The 20,894-nt window shown below is 70.3% G+C and carries 19 protein-coding genes; 6 read left to right on the forward strand and 13 right to left on the reverse strand.

From position 1 onward, the window contains the following. Positions 1-215: 215 nt before the first annotated feature. The gene (locus ACZ6ZD_RS23310) at positions 216-1,556 is read right to left on the reverse strand and encodes an FAD-dependent oxidoreductase (protein WP_465675393.1); all 1,341 of its coding nucleotides are present in this window, start codon (positions 1,554-1,556) and stop codon (positions 216-218) included. A 145-nt stretch (positions 1,557-1,701) separates the two neighbouring features. Here ACZ6ZD_RS23310 and ACZ6ZD_RS23315 point away from each other — a divergent pair, with 145 nt between their 5' ends. Both ACZ6ZD_RS23315 and ACZ6ZD_RS23320 read left to right on the forward strand, forming a co-directional pair. Then, complete coding sequence (locus ACZ6ZD_RS23315) at positions 1,702-2,376, forward strand: SDR family oxidoreductase (protein ID WP_465675395.1); 675 nt, start codon at positions 1,702-1,704, stop codon at positions 2,374-2,376. 9 nt (positions 2,377-2,385) lie between these two features. Then, positions 2,386-2,955 carry a TetR/AcrR family transcriptional regulator gene (locus ACZ6ZD_RS23320; RefSeq protein WP_465675400.1) on the forward strand — a complete coding sequence of 190 codons (570 nt, stop codon included), beginning with the start codon at positions 2,386-2,388 and terminating at the stop codon, positions 2,953-2,955. Here ACZ6ZD_RS23320 and ACZ6ZD_RS23325 read toward each other — a convergent pair. The 3 genes from ACZ6ZD_RS23325 to ACZ6ZD_RS23335 all read right to left on the reverse strand — a co-directional run bounded on the left by ACZ6ZD_RS23325 (position 2,942) and on the right by ACZ6ZD_RS23335 (position 5,827). Then, the gene (locus ACZ6ZD_RS23325) at positions 2,942-3,577 is read right to left on the reverse strand and encodes a peptide deformylase (protein ID WP_465675402.1); all 636 of its coding nucleotides are present in this window, start codon (positions 3,575-3,577) and stop codon (positions 2,942-2,944) included. The genes ACZ6ZD_RS23320 and ACZ6ZD_RS23325 overlap by 14 nt on opposite strands. Before the next feature lie 104 nt (positions 3,578-3,681). Further along, a complete protein-coding gene (locus ACZ6ZD_RS23330; protein WP_465675404.1) occupies positions 3,682-5,148 on the reverse strand; it encodes a sensor histidine kinase in 1,467 nt (488 codons plus the stop codon). Between the two features lies 1 nt (position 5,149). Next, a complete protein-coding gene (locus tag ACZ6ZD_RS23335; protein WP_465675406.1) occupies positions 5,150-5,827 on the reverse strand; it encodes a response regulator in 678 nt (225 codons plus the stop codon). 115 nt (positions 5,828-5,942) lie between these two features. Here ACZ6ZD_RS23335 and ACZ6ZD_RS23340 point away from each other — a divergent pair, with 115 nt between their 5' ends. Both ACZ6ZD_RS23340 and ACZ6ZD_RS23345 read left to right on the forward strand, forming a co-directional pair. Next, a complete protein-coding gene (locus tag ACZ6ZD_RS23340; protein WP_465675408.1) occupies positions 5,943-6,332 on the forward strand; it encodes a PepSY domain-containing protein in 390 nt (129 codons plus the stop codon). Positions 6,333-6,439: 107 nt separating this feature from the next. Further along, on the forward strand, positions 6,440-7,639 hold the full coding sequence (locus ACZ6ZD_RS23345; protein ID WP_465675410.1) for an MFS transporter: 1,200 nt from the start codon (positions 6,440-6,442) through the stop codon (positions 7,637-7,639). 1 nt (position 7,640) lies between these two features. Here ACZ6ZD_RS23345 and ACZ6ZD_RS23350 read toward each other — a convergent pair whose 3' ends face one another. The 9 genes from ACZ6ZD_RS23350 to ACZ6ZD_RS23390 all read right to left on the reverse strand — a co-directional run bounded on the left by ACZ6ZD_RS23350 (position 7,641) and on the right by ACZ6ZD_RS23390 (position 19,620). After that, entirely contained in the window at positions 7,641-10,187 is a 2,547-nt protein-coding gene (locus tag ACZ6ZD_RS23350; protein WP_465675412.1) for a YfhO family protein, read from the reverse strand. A 41-nt stretch (positions 10,188-10,228) separates the two neighbouring features. Further along, positions 10,229-11,410 (reverse strand): type III PLP-dependent enzyme, encoded by a 1,182-nt coding sequence (locus ACZ6ZD_RS23355; RefSeq protein ID WP_465675414.1) that lies wholly within the window; start codon positions 11,408-11,410, stop codon positions 10,229-10,231. Continuing rightward, entirely contained in the window at positions 11,407-13,110 is a 1,704-nt protein-coding gene (locus tag ACZ6ZD_RS23360) for an IucA/IucC family protein (protein ID WP_465675416.1), read from the reverse strand. Before ACZ6ZD_RS23360 ends, ACZ6ZD_RS23355 begins: the two co-directional genes overlap by 4 nt. 184 nt (positions 13,111-13,294) lie before the next feature. Beyond that, on the reverse strand, positions 13,295-14,941 hold the full coding sequence (locus ACZ6ZD_RS23365; RefSeq protein WP_465675418.1) for an IucA/IucC family protein: 1,647 nt from the start codon (positions 14,939-14,941) through the stop codon (positions 13,295-13,297). After that, positions 14,938-16,137 (reverse strand): ATP-grasp domain-containing protein, encoded by a 1,200-nt coding sequence (locus ACZ6ZD_RS23370; RefSeq protein ID WP_465675420.1) that lies wholly within the window; start codon positions 16,135-16,137, stop codon positions 14,938-14,940. The genes ACZ6ZD_RS23365 and ACZ6ZD_RS23370 overlap by 4 nt, the downstream gene beginning before the upstream one ends. Before the next feature lie 139 nt (positions 16,138-16,276). After that, a complete protein-coding gene (locus ACZ6ZD_RS23375) occupies positions 16,277-17,116 on the reverse strand; it encodes a hypothetical protein (protein WP_465675422.1) in 840 nt (279 codons plus the stop codon). After that, positions 17,113-17,679: an RNA polymerase sigma factor gene (locus ACZ6ZD_RS23380; RefSeq protein WP_465675424.1), complete on the reverse strand. Its 567-nt coding sequence runs from the start codon at positions 17,677-17,679 to the stop codon at positions 17,113-17,115. The genes ACZ6ZD_RS23375 and ACZ6ZD_RS23380 overlap by 4 nt, the downstream gene beginning before the upstream one ends. Before the next feature lie 7 nt (positions 17,680-17,686). Beyond that, positions 17,687-18,208: a CDP-alcohol phosphatidyltransferase family protein gene (locus ACZ6ZD_RS23385; RefSeq protein WP_465675426.1), complete on the reverse strand. Its 522-nt coding sequence runs from the start codon at positions 18,206-18,208 to the stop codon at positions 17,687-17,689. 11 nt (positions 18,209-18,219) lie between these two features. After that, positions 18,220-19,620, reverse strand: a complete 1,401-nt coding sequence (locus ACZ6ZD_RS23390; RefSeq protein ID WP_465676087.1) for an MFS transporter — start codon at positions 19,618-19,620, stop codon at positions 18,220-18,222. Positions 19,621-19,785: 165 nt separating this feature from the next. Here ACZ6ZD_RS23390 and ACZ6ZD_RS23395 point away from each other — a divergent pair, with 165 nt between their 5' ends. Both ACZ6ZD_RS23395 and ACZ6ZD_RS23400 read left to right on the forward strand, forming a co-directional pair. Next, on the forward strand, positions 19,786-20,223 hold the full coding sequence (locus ACZ6ZD_RS23395; protein ID WP_465675428.1) for a hypothetical protein: 438 nt from the start codon (positions 19,786-19,788) through the stop codon (positions 20,221-20,223). A gap of 10 nt (positions 20,224-20,233) precedes the next feature. Then, positions 20,234-20,878, forward strand: a complete 645-nt coding sequence (locus tag ACZ6ZD_RS23400; RefSeq protein WP_465675430.1) for an HAD family hydrolase — start codon at positions 20,234-20,236, stop codon at positions 20,876-20,878. The last annotated feature ends 16 nt before the right edge of the window (positions 20,879-20,894 follow it).

Below are 20,894 nucleotides of genomic sequence, written 5' to 3' on the forward strand. Positions count from 1 at the left end.
ATGGAGTGTTCGGAGGCCTCGCACCGGGCGAGGGTTGGGTGGTCGGGCGAGGCGTGCGGCGCGGCTGGGGCCGGGGCGGTGGGTGGGTGGGGTGGGGGTGGCGCCGGGCGGGCGGGATGGGCCGCCCCCGGCCTGTCCTGCTGCGCCCGGCGCCTGCTGGTCGCCCCTGCGCGACCGGCTGGCCGACCCGCCCCGGGTCGGCCACTGCGGGGTGGTCAGGGGGTGGCGGCGCGGAGCATGTCTTCGCGCGGGACGACCTTGATGCGCTCGCGGTTCTGGGTGGCGCCGAGGGCGATCTCGTGGGCGTCGAGGCGGGACCAGGCTTCGGCGTCGACGACGACGGCGCCGTTGGCGGTGAGGTGGTTGAGGATGGCGTCGGGGTCGGTGACCTCGGGGCGCGGGAGGGTGTCGAGGTCGGCCAGCAGGCTGGCGATGGTCTCGGCGGCGTCGGACTTGGTGTGACCGATGAGGCCGATCGGGCCGCGCTTGATCCAGCCGGTGACGTACATCCCTTCGAGGGGGACGCCGTCCAGGTCGAGGACGCGGCCGCGGTCGTTGGTGATGACGCCGGCCTGGTGGTCGAACGGCAGGCCGGGCAGGTGCGTCGACAGGTAGCCGACGGCCCGGTAGACGGCCTGGACGGGCGTGTCGACGTACTCGCCGGTGCCCTTCGCGTTCCCGTCGCCCTGGAGCTGGGTGCGCTCGGTGCGCAGCCCCTCGACGCGGTCCGTGCCGAGGACCTCGACCGGCGCCTGGCAGAGGTGGATGTGGATCCGGTGCGGCGCGCCGGTCGGCTCGGCCTCGAGGTGCTTGAGCAGCGTGTCGACGACCAGCCGCGTGCTCTTGGACTTCGTGATCGCGGCCTGACTCGCCTCGTCGATCTCGAACCCCTCGGGGTGCACGATCACGTCGACCGACGGCGAGTGCGACAGCTCGCGCAACTCCATCGGGGTGAACTTGATCTGCGCCGGCCCGCGCCGCGCGAAGACGTGGATATCCGTGGCCTGGTTGAGTTTCAGGCCCTGGTAGACGTTGTCGGCGATCTCGGTCGTCAGCTGCTCGTCGGCCGGCTTGGCCAGCATCCGCGCGACGTCCAGCGCGACGTTCCCGGCGCCGATCACCGCCACCGACTTCGCCTCCAGCGGCCACTCCCGCGGGACGTCGGGATGCCCGGCGTACCAGCTGACGAAGTCCGCGGCGCCGTGGTTACCCGGCAGGTCGACCCCGGGGATGTCGAGCGCCCGGTCGGTGATCGCGCCGGTCGCGAAGATCACCGCGTCGTAGTGCCGGCGCAGGTCGTCGAGTTTCAGGTCCTCGCCGTACGAGACGTTCCCGACGAACCGGATCCGCTCGTGGGCGAGCACCCGGTGCAGCGCCTTGATGATCTCCTTGATCCGCGGGTGGTCCGGCGCGACGCCGTACCGCACCAGCCCGAACGGCGCCGGCAGCCGCTCGATCAGATCGACCCGCACCGTGGGGTGCTCCTTGGTCAGAATGTCCGCGGCGTACATCCCGGCCGGGCCGGCGCCGACCACCGCAACATGCAGATCCTTCACAACAAACGCTCCAATGCTTAGGTAACCCTTACTTTACCGAGCGCAATCACCCCTCCCCCGCCGAAGACCACGGAATGGACGTGAGTGATCTCTCGTTCAGGCGTGTTAGATTATGAGCATCATCTTTTCGACGAAGGAGTACCCGATGGAGTTCAACGGAGCGATCGCGGTCGTGACAGGGAGTAACCGAGGCCTGGGTCGTGAGCTGGCCCGCCAGCTGGTCGAGCGCGGCGCCAAGGTGTACGCCGGCGCCCGCCGTCCCGACAGCGTCGACCTGCCCGGCGTCGTCCCGCTGCGACTCGACGTCACCGACCCGGCGTCCATCGAGCAGGCGGCCCGGACGGCGAGCGACGCGACCCTGCTGATCAACAACGCCGGCGTCTCCACCCACACCGCGCTGGTCGCGGGCGACTGGGACGCCATCAAGCTGGAGCTCGACACCCACCTGGTCGGCCCGCTGCTGCTCACCCGCGCGTTCGCCCCGGTCATCGAGGCCAACGGCGGCGGCGCGATCCACAACGTCGCGTCGGTCCTGTCCTGGGTGCACAACCTGGAGTCGTACGCCGCCTACAGCGTCGCCAAGGCGGCCGAGTGGGCGATGACCCGCGGCGTCCACGCCGAGCTCAAGCCGCGCGGGATCGAGGTCAGCTCGCTGCACGTCGGCTACATGGACACCGACATGGCCGACTACGTCCCCGCCGACCAGAAGACCGATCCGGCCGCCGTCGCCAAGTACGCTCTCGACGGGATCGCCGCCGGTGACGCCGAGATCGTCGTCGACGACTTCACCCGCGGCATCCGCGACAGCATCTTCAAGTAGGAGGCAGGTATGGGCCGGGCGTCGAAGGCCGAGATGGCGCAGCACCGGGCGGACGTCGTCCACGCGACCTCGCGGCTGCTGCGGGAGCGCGGCGGCGCCGGGATCAGCGTGCAGGACGTGATGTCCGAGGTCGGGCTGACGCACGGCGGCTTCTACAAACACTTCGGGTCGAAGGACGAGTTGCTCGGGATCGCGGCGACGGAGGCGTTCGACGAGGTGCTGGTCCGGTTGGCCGACGCGATCGCCGCGCCGGACGGGCGCGCCCAGGTGCTGCAGGAGTACCTGTCAGCCGAGCATCGCGACGACCCCGGCCAGGGCTGTGCCTGTACGTCGCTGGCCGACGACTCGATCCACGCCGGGCCCGACAGCCCGATCCGGACGGCGTACGTCGAGGGCGTCGACAAGACGGTCGAAGCGTTCCGCGCCTTCGAACCGGGGACGGACACCCGTCGGCGGGCGATCGCCGATCTGGCGACGCTCGTCGGCGCGGTGACGCTGGCCCGGGCGACCAGCGGCACCCCGCTGTCGGAGGAGATCCTCGCGACCGTGCTCGACGCGCTCTCGGTCAGTCCAGCTTGAACCGCAGCGCCTTGGCGGCCCGGGTCGGGACCGGGTCGGCCCAGTTGGCCGAGTAGTTCGCACTCGTGCAGAGCGAACGGGTCTCGAGTTTGTCGACGTAGACGATGCCGCTCAGGTGGTCGGTCTCGTGCTGGACGATCCGGGCCTGCCAGCCGTCGAAGGTCTTGCGGTGCTTGCGGCCGGCCGGGTCGAGGTAGGTCGCGTGCACGCTGAAGTAGCGGTTCACGACACCGGTGTAGCCGGGCATGCTGAGACAGCCCTCGTAGAACCCGCGCCGCTTGCCGCTCGCCGCCCGGTAGACCGGGTTGATCGCCGCGAAGAACTCCAGCGGGTAGCGGTGCCGCGCCTCGACGATCTCCGGCGGCACCGGGAACTGGTCCTCCAGGACGGCGATCCGCACCGGGACGCCGATCTGCGGCGCGGCCACGCCGACACCCGGCGCCTTCGCCATCGTCCGCCGCATCAGCGCGACGAACTCGGCGAGGACTGCGTCGTCCACCTGGCCGTCGAACGGCTCGGCGTCCTGCCGGAGCACCGGGTCACCGAGGGAGACGATCGGCGCGACGCCGTCCCCGGCGTACTTCTCGACGAGCTCCTCGATCAGGTCCTTGACGTTGCTCATGGTGTGCGGGCCAACTCCTGAGGCAGTGGGGGCGGAGGCTGCGAGCGGCACCGCCGCCGCTGCACCGGTCAGCAAGGTACGCCGGGTGATTGCCATGCAGGTATTCAACCCTGTCCGGGCGCCATCGGCAGCTCCAGATCGAAGGACGCGCCCCCGGCCGGCGCGGTCGACACGGTCAGCGTGCCGTCATGGGACTGCGCCAGGTCGCGCGCGATCGCCAGGCCGAGGCCGGCGCCGCCCTCGTCGCGACTGCGCGCGTCGTCGAGCCGGACGAACCGCTCGAAGATCCGCTCCCGATCCGGCTCGGGCACACCCGGCCCGTCGTCCTGCACACTGACCATGGCCCGCCCGCCAATGCTTCGGACGACGACCCGAATCTCCTGCCGGGCATGCCGCTGCGCGTTGTCGAGTAGGTTGCCGAAGACCCGGGACAGCCGTGCTTTGTTGCCCAGCACAACAGGTTCGTCCTGGACGTCGAGGCGGACGTCGCGCCCGGCGGCCTGCTCCCGGACGAGATCGGCGAGGGCGATCCGCTGCGGCTCGGGATGATCGCCGGCGTCCAAACGGGCCAAGAGCAACAAGTCGGCCGCGAGGTGCTGCAGGCGGACGGTGTCGGCGATCAGCTCGTCGAGCTCGAGCAGCTCGGGGTGGGCGGCGGCCACCTCGAGCTGCGTGCGCAGGGAGGCGATCGGGCTGCGAAGCTCGTGCGAGGCGTCGGCGACGAAACCGCGCTGGCGGGCCACCGACGTCTCCAGGGCCGTGAGCGTGTCGTTCGTCGTCCGGGCCAGGCGGGCGACCTCGTCCCGCGACTCCGGCACCGGGACGCGACGACTCAGGTCACGGGCCGCGGTGATCCCGGCCAGCTCGGCGCGGATCGCCTCGACCGGTGCGAGCGCGCGGCGGGTGACGAAATAGGTGACCGCGGCAACGACCACGAGCAGCAGTGGGAGGCCGATCAGTAACGCGCGGCTGACGGTGTCGACCGCGTCCCGCGCGGTGGCCAGCTCGGCGCCGGCCTGGACCGTTGCCTCGCCGCCGTTGTTCGGCCGGGTCACCTTGACCGCGGCGAAGCGGAACTCGGCGGTGCGGCCGTCGACGGTCGCGTGGCCGGTCGAGTACGACGCGTCGCCGTCGGCCACCCGGCCGGGCGGCGGTGTGGGGACGTCGTCGCCCCGGCCGTCGTTGTCGTCCCCGTCGCGGTCGTCGTCGGAGTCGTCATCGTCGGGCGTCGCGGTCGGGGTCGGCGTGGGTTTCGGCGTCGGTTTGACGGTCGGTTTCGGCACGGCCGCGCCGTCGACCGCGGACAGCCCGTCGGTGGCGGCGAGAACGTTGCCGTTGGCATCGGTGATCCGAACCGGGCGCTGTTCGTCGTCCAGGTCGAGAGCGGCGGGCGCGGCCCCGGCGGCCAGCTGGGACGCGAGCTGCCGCGCGGTCAGCTCGGCCTGGAGCTGGGCCTGGCTGGCCAGGTTCGAGCGGAGCAGGAGGACGACGGCCAGGCCCGCGATCACCAGCGCGATCGCAACCACGGCCGTCGCGGCGACCGTCGTCCTGGTCCGGACGGATCCGCGCATGTCAGCCGCCGTCCCGGGCGAGGCGGTAGCCGGCGCCGCGAACGGTGGTGATCGCCTTCCGGCCGAAGGGCGTGTCGAGTTTGCGGCGCAGGGCGCTCACGTAGACCTCGATGATGTTCGGGTCGCCGTCGTAGGCGGCGTCCCAGACCTGGTCGAGGATCTGCAGTTTGGAGACCACCTGACCGGCGTTGGTCGCCAGGTGCTCGAGGACGGCGTACTCCTTCGCGGTCAGCTCGATCTCGTCGTCGCCGCGGAAGACCCGGCGCGCGGCCGGGTCGACGCGCAGGTCGCCGAGCTCGATGGCGGGCGCGGCGCCGCGGGTACGGCGGCGGAGCAGCGCGCGGATCCGGGCCAGCAGGACGACGTACGAGAACGGTTTGGTCAGGTAGTCGTCGGCGCCGGTGTCCAGGCCTTCGGCCTCGTCGAACTCGCCGTCCTTCGCGGTCAGCATCAGGATCGGGGTCTCGTCACCGGCGGCGCGCAGGTCGGCGCAGACGCGGTAGCCGTTCCGGCCGGGGAGCATGATGTCGAGCAGGATCAGGTCGTAACCGCCGCCGAGCGCGCGGTCGAGCCCGGTCAGGCCGTCGTACGCGACGTCCACCACGAAACCCTCGGCGGCCAGCCCCTTCGCCAGCGAGGTGGCCAGCCGTTTCTCGTCCTCGACGATCAGCAACCGCATGCCCCCAGCCTGCCAGACCCACCTGAAGCCCGCTTCAGGTTGCTTCAGGACCGCTTCAGGGTGGGTCGGCAGGGTGGTGGTCGTTGCAGTTGATCCCCGACCGAAAGGCAGTTCGATGAAACGCCTGGTTCTGACTCTCACCGCCGCCGCCGCTCTCACCGCCGGGGGTGTCGCCACGGCGTACGCCGTCCACTCCGACGACGACCGTCCGGCCACCGGGACCACCGCCACCGCGGCCAACGCCGTCCCGACCGGCTCCCTGACCGCCGCCAAGGCCGTCGAGCAGGCGCTCAAGGACGTCCCCGGCGGCGTCGTCACCGACGTCGACTGGGACGACAACAAGTGGGAGCTCGACGTCCACGCGAACGGCGGCTGGCGCGAGCTGAGCTACGACCCGAACGGCAAGCTGCTCAGCAACCGCGCGGACACGCACTCCGACGACAGCCGGACCGACCGTACCGACGACCACGACGACGACCGTGGTGACGACCACGACGACAACTGATCCTTTCTGAACCCCCTCCTGGACGAGCCGGCCGCCTTCCCGCGGCCGGCTCGTCCGGGTTTGAGACGACCGGGCAGTCCTGTCTGCGGGCGGATATCGTTTGCCAAGTGTTCGACCGGCCCGAGTCCGCGCTGCAGGTCGTCGTCCGGTCGCCGTTCTACCGGGCGGCGTTCGTCTCGTTGCTGATCGCTGGGATCGGGATGTCGGCGGCTACGCCGCAGCTGACGCTTTACATGGTTCGCGAGCTTGGGACGCCGCTGCCGGTGGCTGGGCTTTACTACGTGACGAACTTGGCGTCGCCGGTTGCGGGGTATTTGCTTGGGCGGTTGTCCGATCGCGGGGCTGACCGGTTGCTGTGGCTCCGGATCTGCGCGGTGGTCGGCACGCTCGGGTGGCTCGGGATGGCCGCGTCGAACGCCGTCTGGCAGCCGTTCGTGATCAGCACGGTCGTGCTGAGTATCGGCGGCGGGGCGATGGCCCAGCTGTTCGCGGCGTGCCGCGACGAGCTCAGCCGCCATCCGACCAAGGTCGACAATCGCGTGGTCGCCGCCGTCCGGATGGCGTTCACGGTCGGCTGGATGCTCGGCCCGGTCCTCGGCGCCTGGTTCGGCGGCGTCTTCGGCCTCCGCGCGCTCCTGGTCGCCACCGCCGTCTGCGTGTTCGCGCAGATCATCCCGTTCGGCCGGATGCGCATCGAGCGCTACCAGAACCCGGCCCACGACCTGCGCCCACACGACCGCCGCGAGCTGACCCGCATGCTCCCGCTGCTCGCCTTCACCGCGGTCTGTGTCCTGGCCATGACCGGCGACACGATCAAGTTCGGCTACCTGCCGATCTACATGGCCGACGACCTGCACATCTCGGACTCCGTCCGCGGCGCCGTGATCGGCATCCAGCCCCTGATCGAGCTACTGATGCTCCCCGCCGTCGCCCGCCTCGCCGACCGGTACGGCGGCCTGCCCGTGATGACCGGCGGCGCCGTCCTCGGCCTGGCCGGCAACCTCGCGTACGCCACCAGCACCGGCGTCGGCATGCTCTTCCTCGGCCAGATCCTGACCGCCGGCCTGTGGGCCTGCGTCGGCGCCATCGGCGTCTCGATCGCCCAGGACCTCTACCCCGAAGGCGTCGGCACCGCCTCCGGCGTCTTCCTCGGCGCCATCCCCATCGGCTCCGCGATCGGCGGCGCCATCGGCGGCCTCGGCGTCGCCGCGATCGGCCTCCCCCAGGTCTTCTTCGTCCCCGCCGCCCTCACCGCCCTGGCCATCGTCGGCTTCGTCGTCCTCAGCATCCGCGTCCGCCCCACCTGAGTCAGCCGCTGCTCGCTGACTTCCGCCAGCGGCGGGCGACGGCTAGCGCAGCCAGCAGGGTCAGGAGGAGGCCTAGGGATCCGGCGCCGACAGCCAGGCCCAGGGGAAGGCCTGCGGGTCGGTAGGTGCAGGAGACCTTTGAGTCGGTGCGGTTGATGCCGACTGCGAGCAGACCGGCTAGCTGCGTGGGTTTGCGCGGCGGCTGGTCGTCGACCTGGCAGCGCCAGCCCGGCGTCCGGACGACGCCCATCACCACCTGGCCGCGCGTGCCGGGTTTGAGTTCGACGTCGATCGAGTGGCCGCCGACGTGGACGATCGGAGGCTCGGTCGCCTTTAGCGCGGCCACGGCAGCTCGTAGCTGGGGGCGGTCGAGACAGGCGAGCGCCTCGGCCGGCAGCTGGGTCGACTCGTTCACCCGCAGCCTGACGTCGACCAGACCGGCCCGGTCGGCCTTGCCGACGCGGCGGATCGTGCCGCCGGTGTAGACGCCCGGCCGCTTGGCCACCCCGGACAGGAAGGCTTTCCAACGCGTCCCGTCGACCATCGCGGCACCACTGAACTCGGGCCCGTAAAGGTAGACCTCGTCCCCCGGCTTGCACCGCGCGATCAGCCGGAACTGCGACGGCGACGGCGCGCCGTCCGTCAGTTTGATGGTCAGCAGCCCCGGACGCCGGTCGCTCACGAACACCGAACCGGGGACGTCGACCCGCGCGCGCAGCTCGGGTATCGAGTAGACACTCGCACCGAGCGCGTTCTCCTGGAACCCGAACGGACCGGACGTCGTCGACGACACCGGTCGCATCGGCCGTACGGTCACCAGCGGCGCCGCCGCGCTCCGCACCAGCCGGTACCCGCCACGCCCGTCCGGTACGACGCGGGCACCGACGGAGAAGACCGCATCGACCACCGGGTTCCCCGGGTCGACGATCGCGCGTCCGAACGCCCAGTACCCGAAGCCGAGGTTGATCAGCTCCTGCGACAACTCGTCCGGGATGGTCGAGCTGTAGTACTCCGGCCCCTCGCCCCCGATCAGCATCGGGTCGTTGACCGTGCTGAACGCGCCCGGCGACACCCGCTGCTTCGGCCAGCCCGCAGCCGACTCGACCAGCTCCCGCGTCTGCTCCTGCTTCGGCCCCCACGGCGGGCTCGCGCTGTACCGCTCGCCGCGCTGCTGGTCGATCGCGTACGCCGAGAACGCCGTCTCGGCCAGCATCACCGCGATCAGCACCCCGGCCGCGATCCGGACTGCCAGCCGCGCCGGCACCCAGCGCCAAACCGCCCACACCAGGACCGCCACCAGCAGCACGATCGGGACGGCGATCCGCGTCACCGTCGTCGCCATCCAGGTGTCGTTGGCCACGCCGTACAAAGCGCCGACCAGGACGACGGGAATCGCGACCGTCACCACACTGCGCACACCCGCGGCCAGCGACATCCAGCCGGCGATCACGAACATCCCGGCCAGGACGAACGCCTGCCGGAACGGGTTGCCGTTCGGGGCGTCGAATCCGTGCCAGATCTCATGGGTGACGCGGATCTGCAGACTCGCCATCGTGATCAGGATCGCGACCGACCAGCCGATCCGCTCCCGCAGGGCGATCCTGCGGTTGAACGGAAAACTCAGTGCCAGCAGCAACAACACCGTGCCGACCGCGAGCCCGGGCGTCTTCCCGACGCCCTCGGATCCGGCCAGCAACCGGCCGAAGAAGTACAACCAGCCGATCGGATGGAACGTCTCATCCGGGCTCGGCCGGGCGTACCCGACCGACTGGAAGGTCGGGATCAGCAGGGGCGCGGACAGACCGATGCCGATCGCAACCACCGCCAGGCAGCGCACCGCGCCACCGAGCCGGCGCAACCAGCCACCAGCATCCGGATCGGCGAACACCCTGGTGATGACGACGATCGCGGCGCCGAGGGTGGCCATGTAGACCGTGTAGAAGTGCGAGTACCAGAACAGGGCGATGACGAACGGCGTGACGGCCATCGCCACGAGCGAGCGCCGCTGCCAGATCCACTCGCACAGCAACAGGATCACCGGGAACGCGACCATGCCGTAGAGCCAGGTGGTCATGTAGCCGCCGTCGTCGAGCGCCCAGCCGCAGGTCGCGTAGGCGACGCCGGCCAGCGCCGCCTGCCAGGCCGCGCCGGTTGGCCGCAACAGCCGCAGGTACGCCGTCATCGCAGCCGCCCCGGCCGCGATCGCGGTGGCCGAGATCACGTACAGCGCAAGGTCGATCTGGTCGCGGGGGAACAGCACGACCATCCACGACAACAGGGCGCCGTTGTACGCCATGAAGTCGCCGAGATACGGGACGCCGTACCCGCTGTTCCAGTTGAACAGGAAGTCGCTCGGCCCTTGCCCGGTGAGCACATCGCGCAGGTGCGCGTGCATCGGGACGAACTGCTGACCGAGATCGAGCACGCTGCGAGCGTGCGGCCCGAACGGGTAGCTCCCCCGCAGCATCCCGCCAACCAGATAGCTGGCCGCCGCGGCGAGCGCCGCCACCACCGGCCAGCCGAGCCGCCGCCACGCGGCTGCCGCCATCTTGCCATCCCTTACTCGACTCCGAATACGCCGTGCGCACCTTACAGGTAGTGGAATGACGGCCGCGGATGCATCAGGAAGTCGTGATGCGAGATGTTCCACGCATACGCCCCGGCCATCGCGAAAGCGAGCCGGTCCCCGACCCGCAACCGCTCCACCGGTACGTCGGCGGCCAGCACGTCCTTCGGCGTACATAGTTGCCCTGTCACCGAAATTCGGCCGTGCGCGACCGACCGCGGCAGCTCCCAGGTGTACGGCCAGTACTCCACTGGTACGACGGTGAACGGCTGGCTGTGGCCCTTCGTCGCCGGTGTCCGCAGGTGATGCGTCCCACCGCGGACGACGGCGAACGCCTCCCCTTGGCTGGTCTTCACGTCGAGGACGTCGGTCACGTAGTACCCGCAGTACGCCGTCAGCGCGCGTCCGGGCTCGATCCGCAACCGCAGCCCCGGATGCCGCTCTAGCAGCTTTCCGAGCCCAGCGCCGAACTCGACCCAGTCGAACAGGTTGGCCGGGTCGGAGTAGTCGACCGCCATCCCGCCGCCCACGTTCACTTCGCTGACCTGCAGCCCGTACCGATTCGCGTGCGCAACGGACCACTCGACGATCTGCTCGCACACCGCGAGCTGCGCGGCCACACTCAGGCCGCTGCCGAGGTGAGCATGGATGCCGCGGAAGCGCATCTCCCAGCCGACCGGTCCGGCCAGCAGCATCAGACAGCGCTCGAGATCTGCCGGGTCTACTCCGAACGGGCTTGGCCGACCGCCCATCGCCAGCGCGACCGAGTCGAGCGAGCCCTGACTGACTGGCACGTTGACGCGCAGCAGCACGTCCTGCTGTCGACGTGCCGCAGCCAGCTCGTTGTTCAAGTGGTAGAGCTCTTGCACGCTTTCGACGTGCCAGCGATGCACACCGGCCGCTACACCGGCTCTGACCTCAGCAGGGGTCTTTCCAGGGCCCCCGAACGCCAGGCGCGCGTCCGGGACCACCTCGCGCACGTGGGCCAGCTCCCCCGCGCTCGACACCTCATAACCGTCAACTGCATCCTGCAGCGTTTCCAGGACGGCGCTGTCCGGGTTCGCCTTGGCTGCGTAGTACAGCTCGACACCGTCCGGCAGGGCTGCCCGCACCGCCGCCGCGTGCGTGCGCAGCGCCGCCAGGTCGTACACGTACGCCGGTAGCTGGTCCGCCGCTAGCGCAGCAGCGAACTCTTCGACCGTCACTGCTGGACCGCGGCCGCAGCCAGCACAGACTCGGCAATCGGTGACGGCAACCGGACGTAGCCGGCACTTCGGTCCGGCAGCCGGCCCCAGCGGGTCAGCATGTTCGCCTTGGCCGGCAGCGGCACACCGGCCAGCAGCGCGCTCAGCAACGGCGGCTCCCCGTGCTGCTCGGCGTACTCCGTCACCACCGCCCGCACCTCAGCCCACAGCCGGACTTCGAGCTCCGGGCTCAGGTCGGCGACCGCAGCAAGCAGATCGGAGATGTGGTTGACGAACAGGCAGTACACAACCCGGTCCCAGCCGCGCTGCGCGTCGTACGTCATCGGCCCGGCGACATCGGCCGGCAGACTCGCCAGAGTCGCAGCGTGCCGCTCGTCGACAAGCTTCGTACCCTCCAGGTCGCGGAACAGCACCTGAACCGGGTTGTCCGCGCCGTCGACGCCGATCAGCACGTTCTGCAGATGCGGCTCCAGCACGACGCCGTGGTCGAGGTACGCCGCCAGCACGGGCGGAACGAGCAGCCGCAGGTACGCCGTCCACCACTCCAGGATCCGGGTGTCGTCGGCGTCCGCCAGGAGCGTCGAGATGTGCGCTGAGCTGGTCGGATACTCGTCCGCAACCGCAGCGGCCATCAACGGCGTCACACCGGGCCGCAGTACGTCGCTGAGCCCAGTGCGGACGATCAGACCAAACCCTTCGTACACGGCGAGGTCGGTGGACCCGTCTGCTCCCGGCAACGCCAGCGTCCGGTACGCCGGCTCGCGCAGGACGACGGTGCCCGGGAAGCGCGCCGACAGGTCGTCGAGCACCGGCGCCAGCAGCCGAGTGAGCGCGACCGCGCCGGTCATCTCGTACGCGGCGTTCTTCCGCAGGCAGTTGGTGATCCGGATGTTCAGACTGAACTTGAGGAACGCATCCGCGCCAGCGAGCGTCCGCACCGAGGAGGTCGGGGTGAACGGCGTACCGCTGACACCGAGGTCCAGCACGTCACCGCGCTCCAGCGCGGCCTGGAACAGCGGGTTGTCGCGCAGCATCGAGTACTGCCACGGGTGCGCGGGCAGCAACCGGTAGCCGGCCGGGACCTCGCGCAAGCCGTCGAGCAGCGCCGTCACCTCCGGGTCGAGGCTCTCCTCAGCGAGCAGCCCGTCGCGGACCGCAAGGTGCCGCAGCTGGAACGCAGCGCGCGCCTCCGGTGCGTACGCCGTCCATTCGTCGCGGTCCTCGGTCCGGGCCTTCGGAGCCGGGTGGAACCGGTGGCCGAACAGCATGGCTTGCTCTGACTCCAGGAACCGGTCCGGACCGGCGTCACGGGTCCGCCCGAGCGCCCGGGTGACGCCCTCGTGGCTGGACTCGATCTGGGCCAGGAACTCGTCGTTCTCGATGCCGCTGCGCAGCGCGAGCTCTCGGCCGACATGGTCGGCCAGCTCGTGCCAGGTCAGCTCATCCCAGTCGGCGCCGCTCTCCGCGTAGACCGGGCCGGTGAATCGGTGGGCGCCGATTAGCGCCGTCCGCCGCAGCGCGACGCGCAGTACGACGCCGGCCCGCGGCAGCTGGAGCAGCAGCCAGCCCCCGTCAACCGCGCTCTGGTGCTCCGGACCGGACACCTCCCGCAGGAGGCAGTTGAGCAGGGTGTGGGCCACGACGTGGTTACCGCTGGGCAGTGTGGTTGCAGTCGGGGGAAGGAACTGCACTACTGACATATGTATCTCCGAGGTCGTACGGGGACGAAATGAGCAACGTGGCGGAAACGACTGTGACCAAGGCGGCGGCGACCGCCCTCAGAGAACCTCTGACCGAAGAATTCGACGGTACCGAACATCCGGCCGGGCGCGCGTCCTCCGGCCGCGTCGGCCGCCAGGCCCAATGCGACGAGGGATGCGACGCTCATCGGCCGGTCGCCGCCAGGTGCAGGTAGTTGGGTCCGGTGGTGTAGTGCTTGTTGATATCGGCCGCGCCGGAGCGCTGCTTGCTGAGCAGGGTGCCCGCGGTGACCATCGCTTTCACCGGCAGCCGGTCCGCATCGAGTAGGTCGGTGCGCAGGGCCGCGCCCGCTGCGCCAAGCCGATCGACGGCCTCGGTCAGTCGCGTCCGCAGTACGCCGAGGGTCTGCGCCAACGGCACCTCGAGCGCGAAGGCGAGGGACGCCGTACAGAGGTGGCCCGTGATCGTGGTGAACAGATCGGTGAGCGCCCGGTCGTCGTCGCCGAACATCCGCGCGTCGGTGAAGTCACCGCGGGCCTCGGCGGCCGCTCCGAGCTCGGACCGGCGCCGGTTGATCCGGAGTCCGTCGTTGTCCTTGTAGAGCAGGCGAAGACCGGCGCCGCCGAAGACGACCGAGGTGTTCTGCTGGTGGGACTCGATCGCGATCCCGTAACCGAACAACGTCGTCTGCCAGTCGAGCAGCAGCGTGACGAAGGCGTCGTACAGACCGAGCAGGTCGCCGCCGTAGAAGCGGTCGGCCAGGTGTTCGACGACGAGCCGACCGTCGGGCGCGGGGGCCGCGAAGGCCGCGAGCGGGACGGTGAGGACGTCGTCCAGGCCCTCGGGATACTGCCGGAGCAGGACGGCGAGCAGCTCGTGACCACTCTCGAAGTAGGTCTGCTCGTCGGCGTTCAGGATCGTGGTCGCGAACCGCGGCTCGCGGGCGATCACGGCCTCCATCAGCCGCTGACCGCCGGCGCCGTCGACGAGCACGCCGGCCTTGATCGTCCGCCGGTTGCGCGCACCGAGCGTTGCTGTTGCCATCGGCAACTTTAAGTGCCGGCGCGGGTCCTGGACGACGGCGACCGTGCGCGTCGACAAGGTCGGGACGACGTCCAGGTACGGGCGGGGCGCGGGGACGCAGTCCAGGTCGGTGACATCGGTGAGCGGGTGGACCGGGATCAGGTGGCGCCCGGTCAGCTCGGGCAGGCCGACGTCGCTCGCCGTCGGCCACCAGGACGGCCACGCGACGTCGACCGCCCCGGGGACGGCGACCCAGCGGAGCTGGAAGGTCGGGTGCAGCTCGGGCGTGTAGGCGCGGACCTGAGCCGTCGTCAGGCCGAGCCGACCTCGCGCCGTCGGGTAAACCGGGTGATCGAGGAAGGCGGCGAGCGTGTCGAAGGCGAGCGAGGCTCGCAGTCCGGTCCACTGCGTCGGGTCGCTGCCGTAGCGGTCGACCAGCGTGGCGCGGACGTCGTCCTGGATCTCGTCGTGCAGCTGCATCGTCGCGAGGGTCTGCCGGCACTCGTCGGCGAAGGTGTCGTAACCGCCCTGGTCCTCAGGGTCGGCGAGCTCCTGCAGGACGCCGAGGATGTCGTCGAGCCGGGTGAACTCGGATCCGTCGACCTCGAGCACCGGGCGGCGTGCGGCGTACTCGCACTGGAAGTTGTCCTCGGCAACCGGTAGCGCGAGCGCGCGGCCGCCGAGGCTGACCTGGACCCAACGGCCGTCGGCCCGCTCGACGACGGCGCCGAGCGTGCGCAGGCCGAGCACGTCCTCGCGGAGCAGCGTCGAGAGCACCCGTAGGGTCAGCGTTGTCGCCGCACTCACGGCGTGATCTCCCAGACGTGGTCGCGGACGAACTCCGCGACGATCCGGTGGACGGCGTCCCGGTCCGGCCCGATCGCCTGGACGACGCCGAGGTAGTCCCGGTTGGTCGTGTAGAGCGGGTGGGTCGCGCCCAGGTCGCGGAAGGTCCGGTAGGAGAGCGCGATGCCGTCGACGGTCCGGTCGAACGGCTCCGGGGCGGCGGTCAGAGTGCCGGAGCGGTCCGCGCAGAGGTAGTAGCTGTACGACGTCAGGTCGGTGCGGGCGCCGAGGTCGGCCGGGAGCGGCTCGCCGAGGTGGATCCGCAGGACCTGTTCGAAGTACGGAATGCCGAGCAGCTGGACGAGCGCGAGGTCGAGCCGGTCGCCGATCGACCGGTAGTTGACCTCGATCAGCCGGGCCCGGCCATCGGCCTGGACGACGAACTCGGTGTGGCAGGCGCCGAAGCCGACCCCGAGCGCGTCGAGCTGCGCGAGCACCTGGCCGGTCACCGCGGCCGGGTGCGCGCCGACGAACTCCAGCGACTCCTCGATGAAGGCCGGCGGCGGTGAGATCGCCGTCCGGAAACCACCGAGCACCTGCCGGGAGGTCGCGTCGCCGAGGGTCTCGAGCGTGTGCAATTCGCCGGCCAGGAACTCTTCGAGCAGCAGGACCGCGCCCGGCCGGCGCTGCTGGACCGCGCGGGTGAACTCGATGAGCTCAGCGTGGTCCGCGACGAGCGCGACGTCCTCGCTGGCCACGCCTTCGCGCGGTTTCACCACCACCGGGAACGGGACGCCGGTGAGTGTCTCCGGGCCCTGATCCGGCGCGAGCTCCGCCGTCCAGACGGCGTCCAGACCGGAGTCGTTCAGGATGCGGCGGGCCTCCGCCTTGTTCTTGGTGCGGAACGCGGCCTGCCAGTCCTTGCCGGGGAGGCCGAAGTACTGCGCGGCGAGCGCGGTCTGCGCCTGCAGGTGGTCACTGTTGCTGAAGATCGCGTCCGGCCTGTGGTGATTGGCGATCTCGCCGATGACGGCCCGGAAGTCCCGGACGTCGCAGGCGCGCACCTCCGGCGGGTTCGGCAGCCGCCGGTACGCCGTCAGATGCGCGTCGACCGAGTCGGTCAGCAGGGTCACCTCGAGGCCGAGCCGGGCAGCTGCCGGGAGGAATCCTTCGGTGACGGAATCGGTCGGGTTGAGCGCGAGCACGAACAGCCGCATACCGAACGATTCCTCCTGAAGAGTGCCGGACCGGAACACTCTCGATCCTCTTCGGTAAGGCTACCCTTAGTCAATTGTCGTCCACGGGCGGGTGTGCGACCTCCGTCACGGCGCGCGTGACGGAGGCCGAATCAGTTGCTCACCGCAACTTCGGGGACACCCGCAACGTGACCTGGTTGTCGACCACCAGCTGGCCGTTGGTGACGAACCAGCCGTCCGGCACGCTCTGGTGCCGGACGTTGTTGTCGTTCTTCCGCTCGACGTACGAGCGGACGACGAACCCGCGCTGCGCGAGCAACTCACGCACCTTGTCGACCCGCATCCCGTAGAACTTCACACCGGCCAGCGGCTCCCCCGGCTCTTCGATCGTGCCGCCGGTCTCCGCGGACTCACCCGGCCGCATCGGCCGGCCGATCGCCAGCTCACCGGTTCCGGTGTAGTCCCGCGGCACCTTGATCTCGATGAAACAGGGCGTCGGACCGCCGACCGCACAGCCCTCCGGCTGCACGCCGATCTTGAAGTCACCGCCGGTCTTACCGCTCGTCCCCCCTTCCCAGATCAGCCTGCCGACCGACGATGGCGTCGACGCGAGCAGCTTGATCGTGAAGTTCAGGTCGTGCTTCTTCAGCTCCTTGGTGAACCGCGCGGTGTCGGCCTCCAGATCGACGATCTTGATCTGGACGTAGCGCCCCTCGTCGCTGAACGCGAGCGCCGGGCCGAGCGCCTCCTGCCGATCGCTGCCCGACCGGTCGATCACGGTCAGACCGACCGCGCCGACGACGGCGGCCACGGCCAGGATCGGCACGAGCCGGCGAACCACCGGGCGCCTCGTCCGCCGATGCGGAACCTCCTGCCCGGTCTGCCGCGCTTCGGCCAGGACATCGAGCCAAGCGGTGCCGTTGGCCCGGGCCGCGGCCCGGGCCTCGTCGTCGGAGACCGGGTTCAGGTCACGGATCTTGTCGACGGTCGAACGCGTCATACCGCACCTCCTTCAGGCAGGGCCGGAGTGGATCGGAGCAACTTCTCGAAGCGGCGTTTCGCACGATGCAGGCGAATCCGGACGGCGTTCCGCGAGCAGCCGAGGACGACCGCGACCTGCTCGGCGTCGAGGCCCTCCCAGGCGATCAGCGCCAGTACTTCGCGGTCCCGCTCCGGGAGCTCCTGCCAGGCGGCCGCGGTCAGCGCGGCCCCCTCCGGATCCGGGTGTCCGGCGCGGACGGGCGCCGTCCGCAGCTTGTCGACCAGCGCGATCCGAGTCTCCTCGCGCCGCCGATGGTTGGCCAGGACCCGCCGCGCCACGGCGTACAGCCACGGCAGCGCGCCCTCGTCGTCCGGCACCTCCCCCAGCCGCCGCCACGCAGTCAAGAACGTCTCCGCAACCAGGTCGTCCGCATCACCGGAGTTGGCCACCCGCCGCAGCAGGTACCCGAGCACCCGCTCATGGTGTGCCGCGAACAGCTCTTCGAACCGCATGAGCTGCCCGCTCGCCGGTGGATCGTGCACCACGGCGCCGCCACCCATCTCTTCCGCCACTGAGGTCATACCCGTCCTATGTCGCCACCCCGCCCCCGATTTCACCCCCTCCCCGGGTCAATTGACCGCAAACATCCCGCCCGAACGACCACACCAGGCTCACCAAGCCGACAACCGGCAGTACGACGGCCAGCCGCGGAGCCGCAGACGCCACCAACAGGGCGACCACCAGCAGGATCGCCTGCCCCATCCCGATCACTCGCCGCGCTTGCGAGAACGGCAGCGGCCGCCGGAGGTCAGGCAGCACGAGCGCCGCAAGCAGATAGCCGTAGCGAAGCGCCCCGATCGCGACCGTCCACCAGCCGGTGACGCCGTACAACGGCAGGCTCACAGCAAGGACAAGCGTGAGCGCGGCGTCACTCTCATTGTCGAAGATCGCACCGAAACGACTCGTCTCGCCGCGATACCGAGCGATCCGCCCGTCCACGCCGTCCAAAATCAGACATCCAGCCGCCACCAGCGAAAACCATCCAAGGTGCTCACCCCGCATCGCAAGCGTCAGGATCCAAACCGTCGCCAGCAGCCTGAACAGCGTCACCCCGTTCGCAATCAACGGCCGGCCGGCACGCGACGGAGGACGACGAGAACGATGCCGACCGCAACCAAGAGCAGGGCCGCGCACAACCGGAGACCGATCGCGTAGCCGCTGTTGAGCGCCGCCGGGCTGCTGCTCGCGCCGGACTCGTGATGGGCCACGGTTCCGAGAGCGGCCAGGCCGAGCGCAGCGCCGAGTTGGCGGGTGCTGTTGAGCAGCGCGGACGCCGTACCGGCTTCCTCGGGAGCGACGCCGTGGGTCGCGGTCGCGACGACCGGGCCGAGACACAGCCCGAAGCCGACACTCGCGATGATCGACGGGCCGAGGACGTCGGCCAGGAACGAGCCGTCGACCGAGATCAGGCCGAACCAGCCGAAGCCGATCGCGGTGAGCAGGGCGCCGCTCGCCATCAGCCGGTACGCCGGGACGCGGTAGCCGAGCCGGATGGCGAGGAACGCGCCGACCGCGACGCCGAGCGCGAACGGGAGGAACATGACGCCCGTCGCCGCCGGACCATGGCCGAGCACGCGCTGCAGGTAGAGCGACATGAAGTAGAACGACGAAGCCATTGCCGCGCCGACCAGCAGGTTGAACGCATTGGCGCCGCTGACCGAGCGGTGCGCGAACAAGCCCAGGCGGATGAGCGGCTCGCGGGTCGTCGTCCGCTCGACGGCCAGGAAGGCCCCGAGCAGGACGACGGCGATCGCGAGCGTGGCCGCCGTCGCGGACGAGGCCCAGCCGACGTGTTCGGTCCGGACGACGCCGAAGACGAGCGTCGTCATACCGGCCGTCGCGAGGACGGCGCCGAGAGCGTCCGGCCGGCCCCGCAGCGTGGCGGGTCGGTCAGCGGGGACGTGAGTGGCGAGCAGATACGCCACGGCAGCCATCGGCACGCTCACCAGCATGACCCAGCGCCAGCCGAGGTACTCGGTGAGCAGACCGCCCAGCAAGACGCCGAGCGCGCCGCCGGCGGCGTTCATCGCGCTCCAGATCCCGAAGGCGCGGATCCGCTCCTTCCCGGTCGGGAAAGTCGCGGTCAGCAGCGCGAGTGCGGCCGGGGCGAGGGCCGCGGCGCCGATGCCCTGGGCGGCGCGGGCCGCGATCAGTTGGCCCGGATCCTGGGCGAAGCCGCCGAGGAGAGAGGCGAGACCGAAGAAGCTGAGGCCGAGGAGCAGGACGGTTCGGCGTCCGTACCGGTCGGCCGCTTTGCCGCCGAGCAGCAGCAGACCACCGAAGGTGAGGGCGTAGGCGTGGATCACCCAGGTCAGGTTGACGGCGCTGAAGCCGAGACCGGCGGCGATCCGCGGGAGACCGACGTTCACCACGGACAGATCCAGCGACACCATGAATTGCACGACGGCCACCGCGGCGAGCGTCCGGCCGGGATGGACTGACTTGGCGGACTTTAGGAACATGTTCCGCCGGTCACCTCGCGCACCGAGATCCTCGGTGCCGCGCGGCGGCTGATCGACCGTGACGGCTGGGAGAAGCTGACCGTCCGCCGGCTGGCGACCGAGCTCGGGATCGGGACCACGACGCTGTACCACCACGTCCGGAACAAGGAGGACCTGCTGCTGCTCGTGCTGAACGAGTACGCCGGTCGCCTCGAACGGCCCGAGTTGCCGGCCGACCCGCGGGAGCGGATCGTCGCGGCCGCGCTCTTCCTGCACGACGCGTTCGCCGCCTGGCCGTGGGCGGCCGAGGTGCTCACCGCCGACGGTTTCGTCGGCCTGCTCGACGACGCGGCGCTGTGGCCGGTCGAGTCGATCGTCGCCGGCGCCATCGACCACGGCTGTACGCCCGAAGAGGCCGTCGTCCTGTTCCGCAGCGTTTGGTATTACACGGTCGGCGAGATCCTGGTCCGTGCGCGGTCGCCGTACGGCTCGTCGCCTGCGTTCGTGTTCGACGCCGGGCAGAGCCCATCGCTGGCCGCGATCGGTGCGGACTGGCCGACGTACGCCGCCCGCGACACCTACCCGATCGGGCTGCGGGCCCTGGTCGACGGACTGCTCACCTAAGCTTGTGGCGGTGAAGATCTCTCATGTCGTTTGGGACTGGAACGGGACGCTGCTGAACGACAACGAGGTCGTGTTGGCTGCCGTTAATCAGGTGTTCAGCGATTTCGGTCGCGCTGCGCTGACCTGGCCGGAGTGGCAGGCGGCGTACACGCGCCCGATGCAGGTCTCGTACGAGAGCATCATCGGCCGTTCGCTGGACGAGGCTGAGTGGGCGCGCGTCGACAAGCTGTACCACGAGCGGTACGACGCTCTGTTGTCAACCTGCGGCCTGGCCGCCGATGCACCCGGCGCCCTCCGCGCGGTCGCGGAATCCGGCCGCACCCAGTCGCTGCTCTCCATGTGGTTCCACGACCGCCTCACGCCCACCGTCGAAGCCTTCGGCCTGACTCCGCACTTCCGCCGCGTCGACGGCCTGGTCGCCACCGTCGGCGGCGGTTCCAAGGCTGAGAGTCTCCAAGCTCATCTCGAAGCCCAGCAGCTCGACCCGGCAGGCGTCGTCCTGATCGGCGACGTCGTGGACGACGCCCACGCCGCCACCGCCGCCGGCACCCGCTGCATCCTCGTCACCACCGGCGCCATGCCCCGCACCGCCCTCGAAGCAACCGGCCACCCGGTCACCACCTCGCTCACCGAAGCCTTGGAACTCCTCGACTGACCCCTCGCGCAGTAAG

The sequence above is a fragment of the Kribbella sp. NPDC104218 genome, assembly GCF_055584105.1.

Coding starts and splice junctions, on each gene's coding strand:
- ACZ6ZD_RS23325 (WP_465675402.1), bottom strand. CDS start 3,577: ATGAGCAACGTCAAGGACCTGATCGAGGAGCTCGTCGAGAAGTACGCC.
- ACZ6ZD_RS23390 (WP_465676087.1), bottom strand. CDS start 19,620: ATGTTCCTAAAGTCCGCCAAGTCAGTCCATCCCGGCCGGACGCTCGCC.
- ACZ6ZD_RS23335 (WP_465675406.1), bottom strand. CDS start 5,827: ATGCGGTTGCTGATCGTCGAGGACGAGAAACGGCTGGCCACCTCGCTG.
- ACZ6ZD_RS23360 (WP_465675416.1), bottom strand. CDS start 13,110: ATGTCAGTAGTGCAGTTCCTTCCCCCGACTGCAACCACACTGCCCAGC.
- ACZ6ZD_RS23370 (WP_465675420.1), bottom strand. CDS start 16,137: ATGCGGCTGTTCGTGCTCGCGCTCAACCCGACCGATTCCGTCACCGAA.
- ACZ6ZD_RS23315 (WP_465675395.1), top strand. CDS start 1,702: ATGGAGTTCAACGGAGCGATCGCGGTCGTGACAGGGAGTAACCGAGGC.
- ACZ6ZD_RS23340 (WP_465675408.1), top strand. CDS start 5,943: ATGAAACGCCTGGTTCTGACTCTCACCGCCGCCGCCGCTCTCACCGCC.
- ACZ6ZD_RS23375 (WP_465675422.1), bottom strand. CDS start 17,116: ATGACGCGTTCGACCGTCGACAAGATCCGTGACCTGAACCCGGTCTCC.
- ACZ6ZD_RS23350 (WP_465675412.1), bottom strand. CDS start 10,187: ATGGCGGCAGCCGCGTGGCGGCGGCTCGGCTGGCCGGTGGTGGCGGCG.
- ACZ6ZD_RS23380 (WP_465675424.1), bottom strand. CDS start 17,679: ATGACCTCAGTGGCGGAAGAGATGGGTGGCGGCGCCGTGGTGCACGAT.
- ACZ6ZD_RS23320 (WP_465675400.1), top strand. CDS start 2,386: ATGGGCCGGGCGTCGAAGGCCGAGATGGCGCAGCACCGGGCGGACGTC.
- ACZ6ZD_RS23330 (WP_465675404.1), bottom strand. CDS start 5,148: ATGCGCGGATCCGTCCGGACCAGGACGACGGTCGCCGCGACGGCCGTG.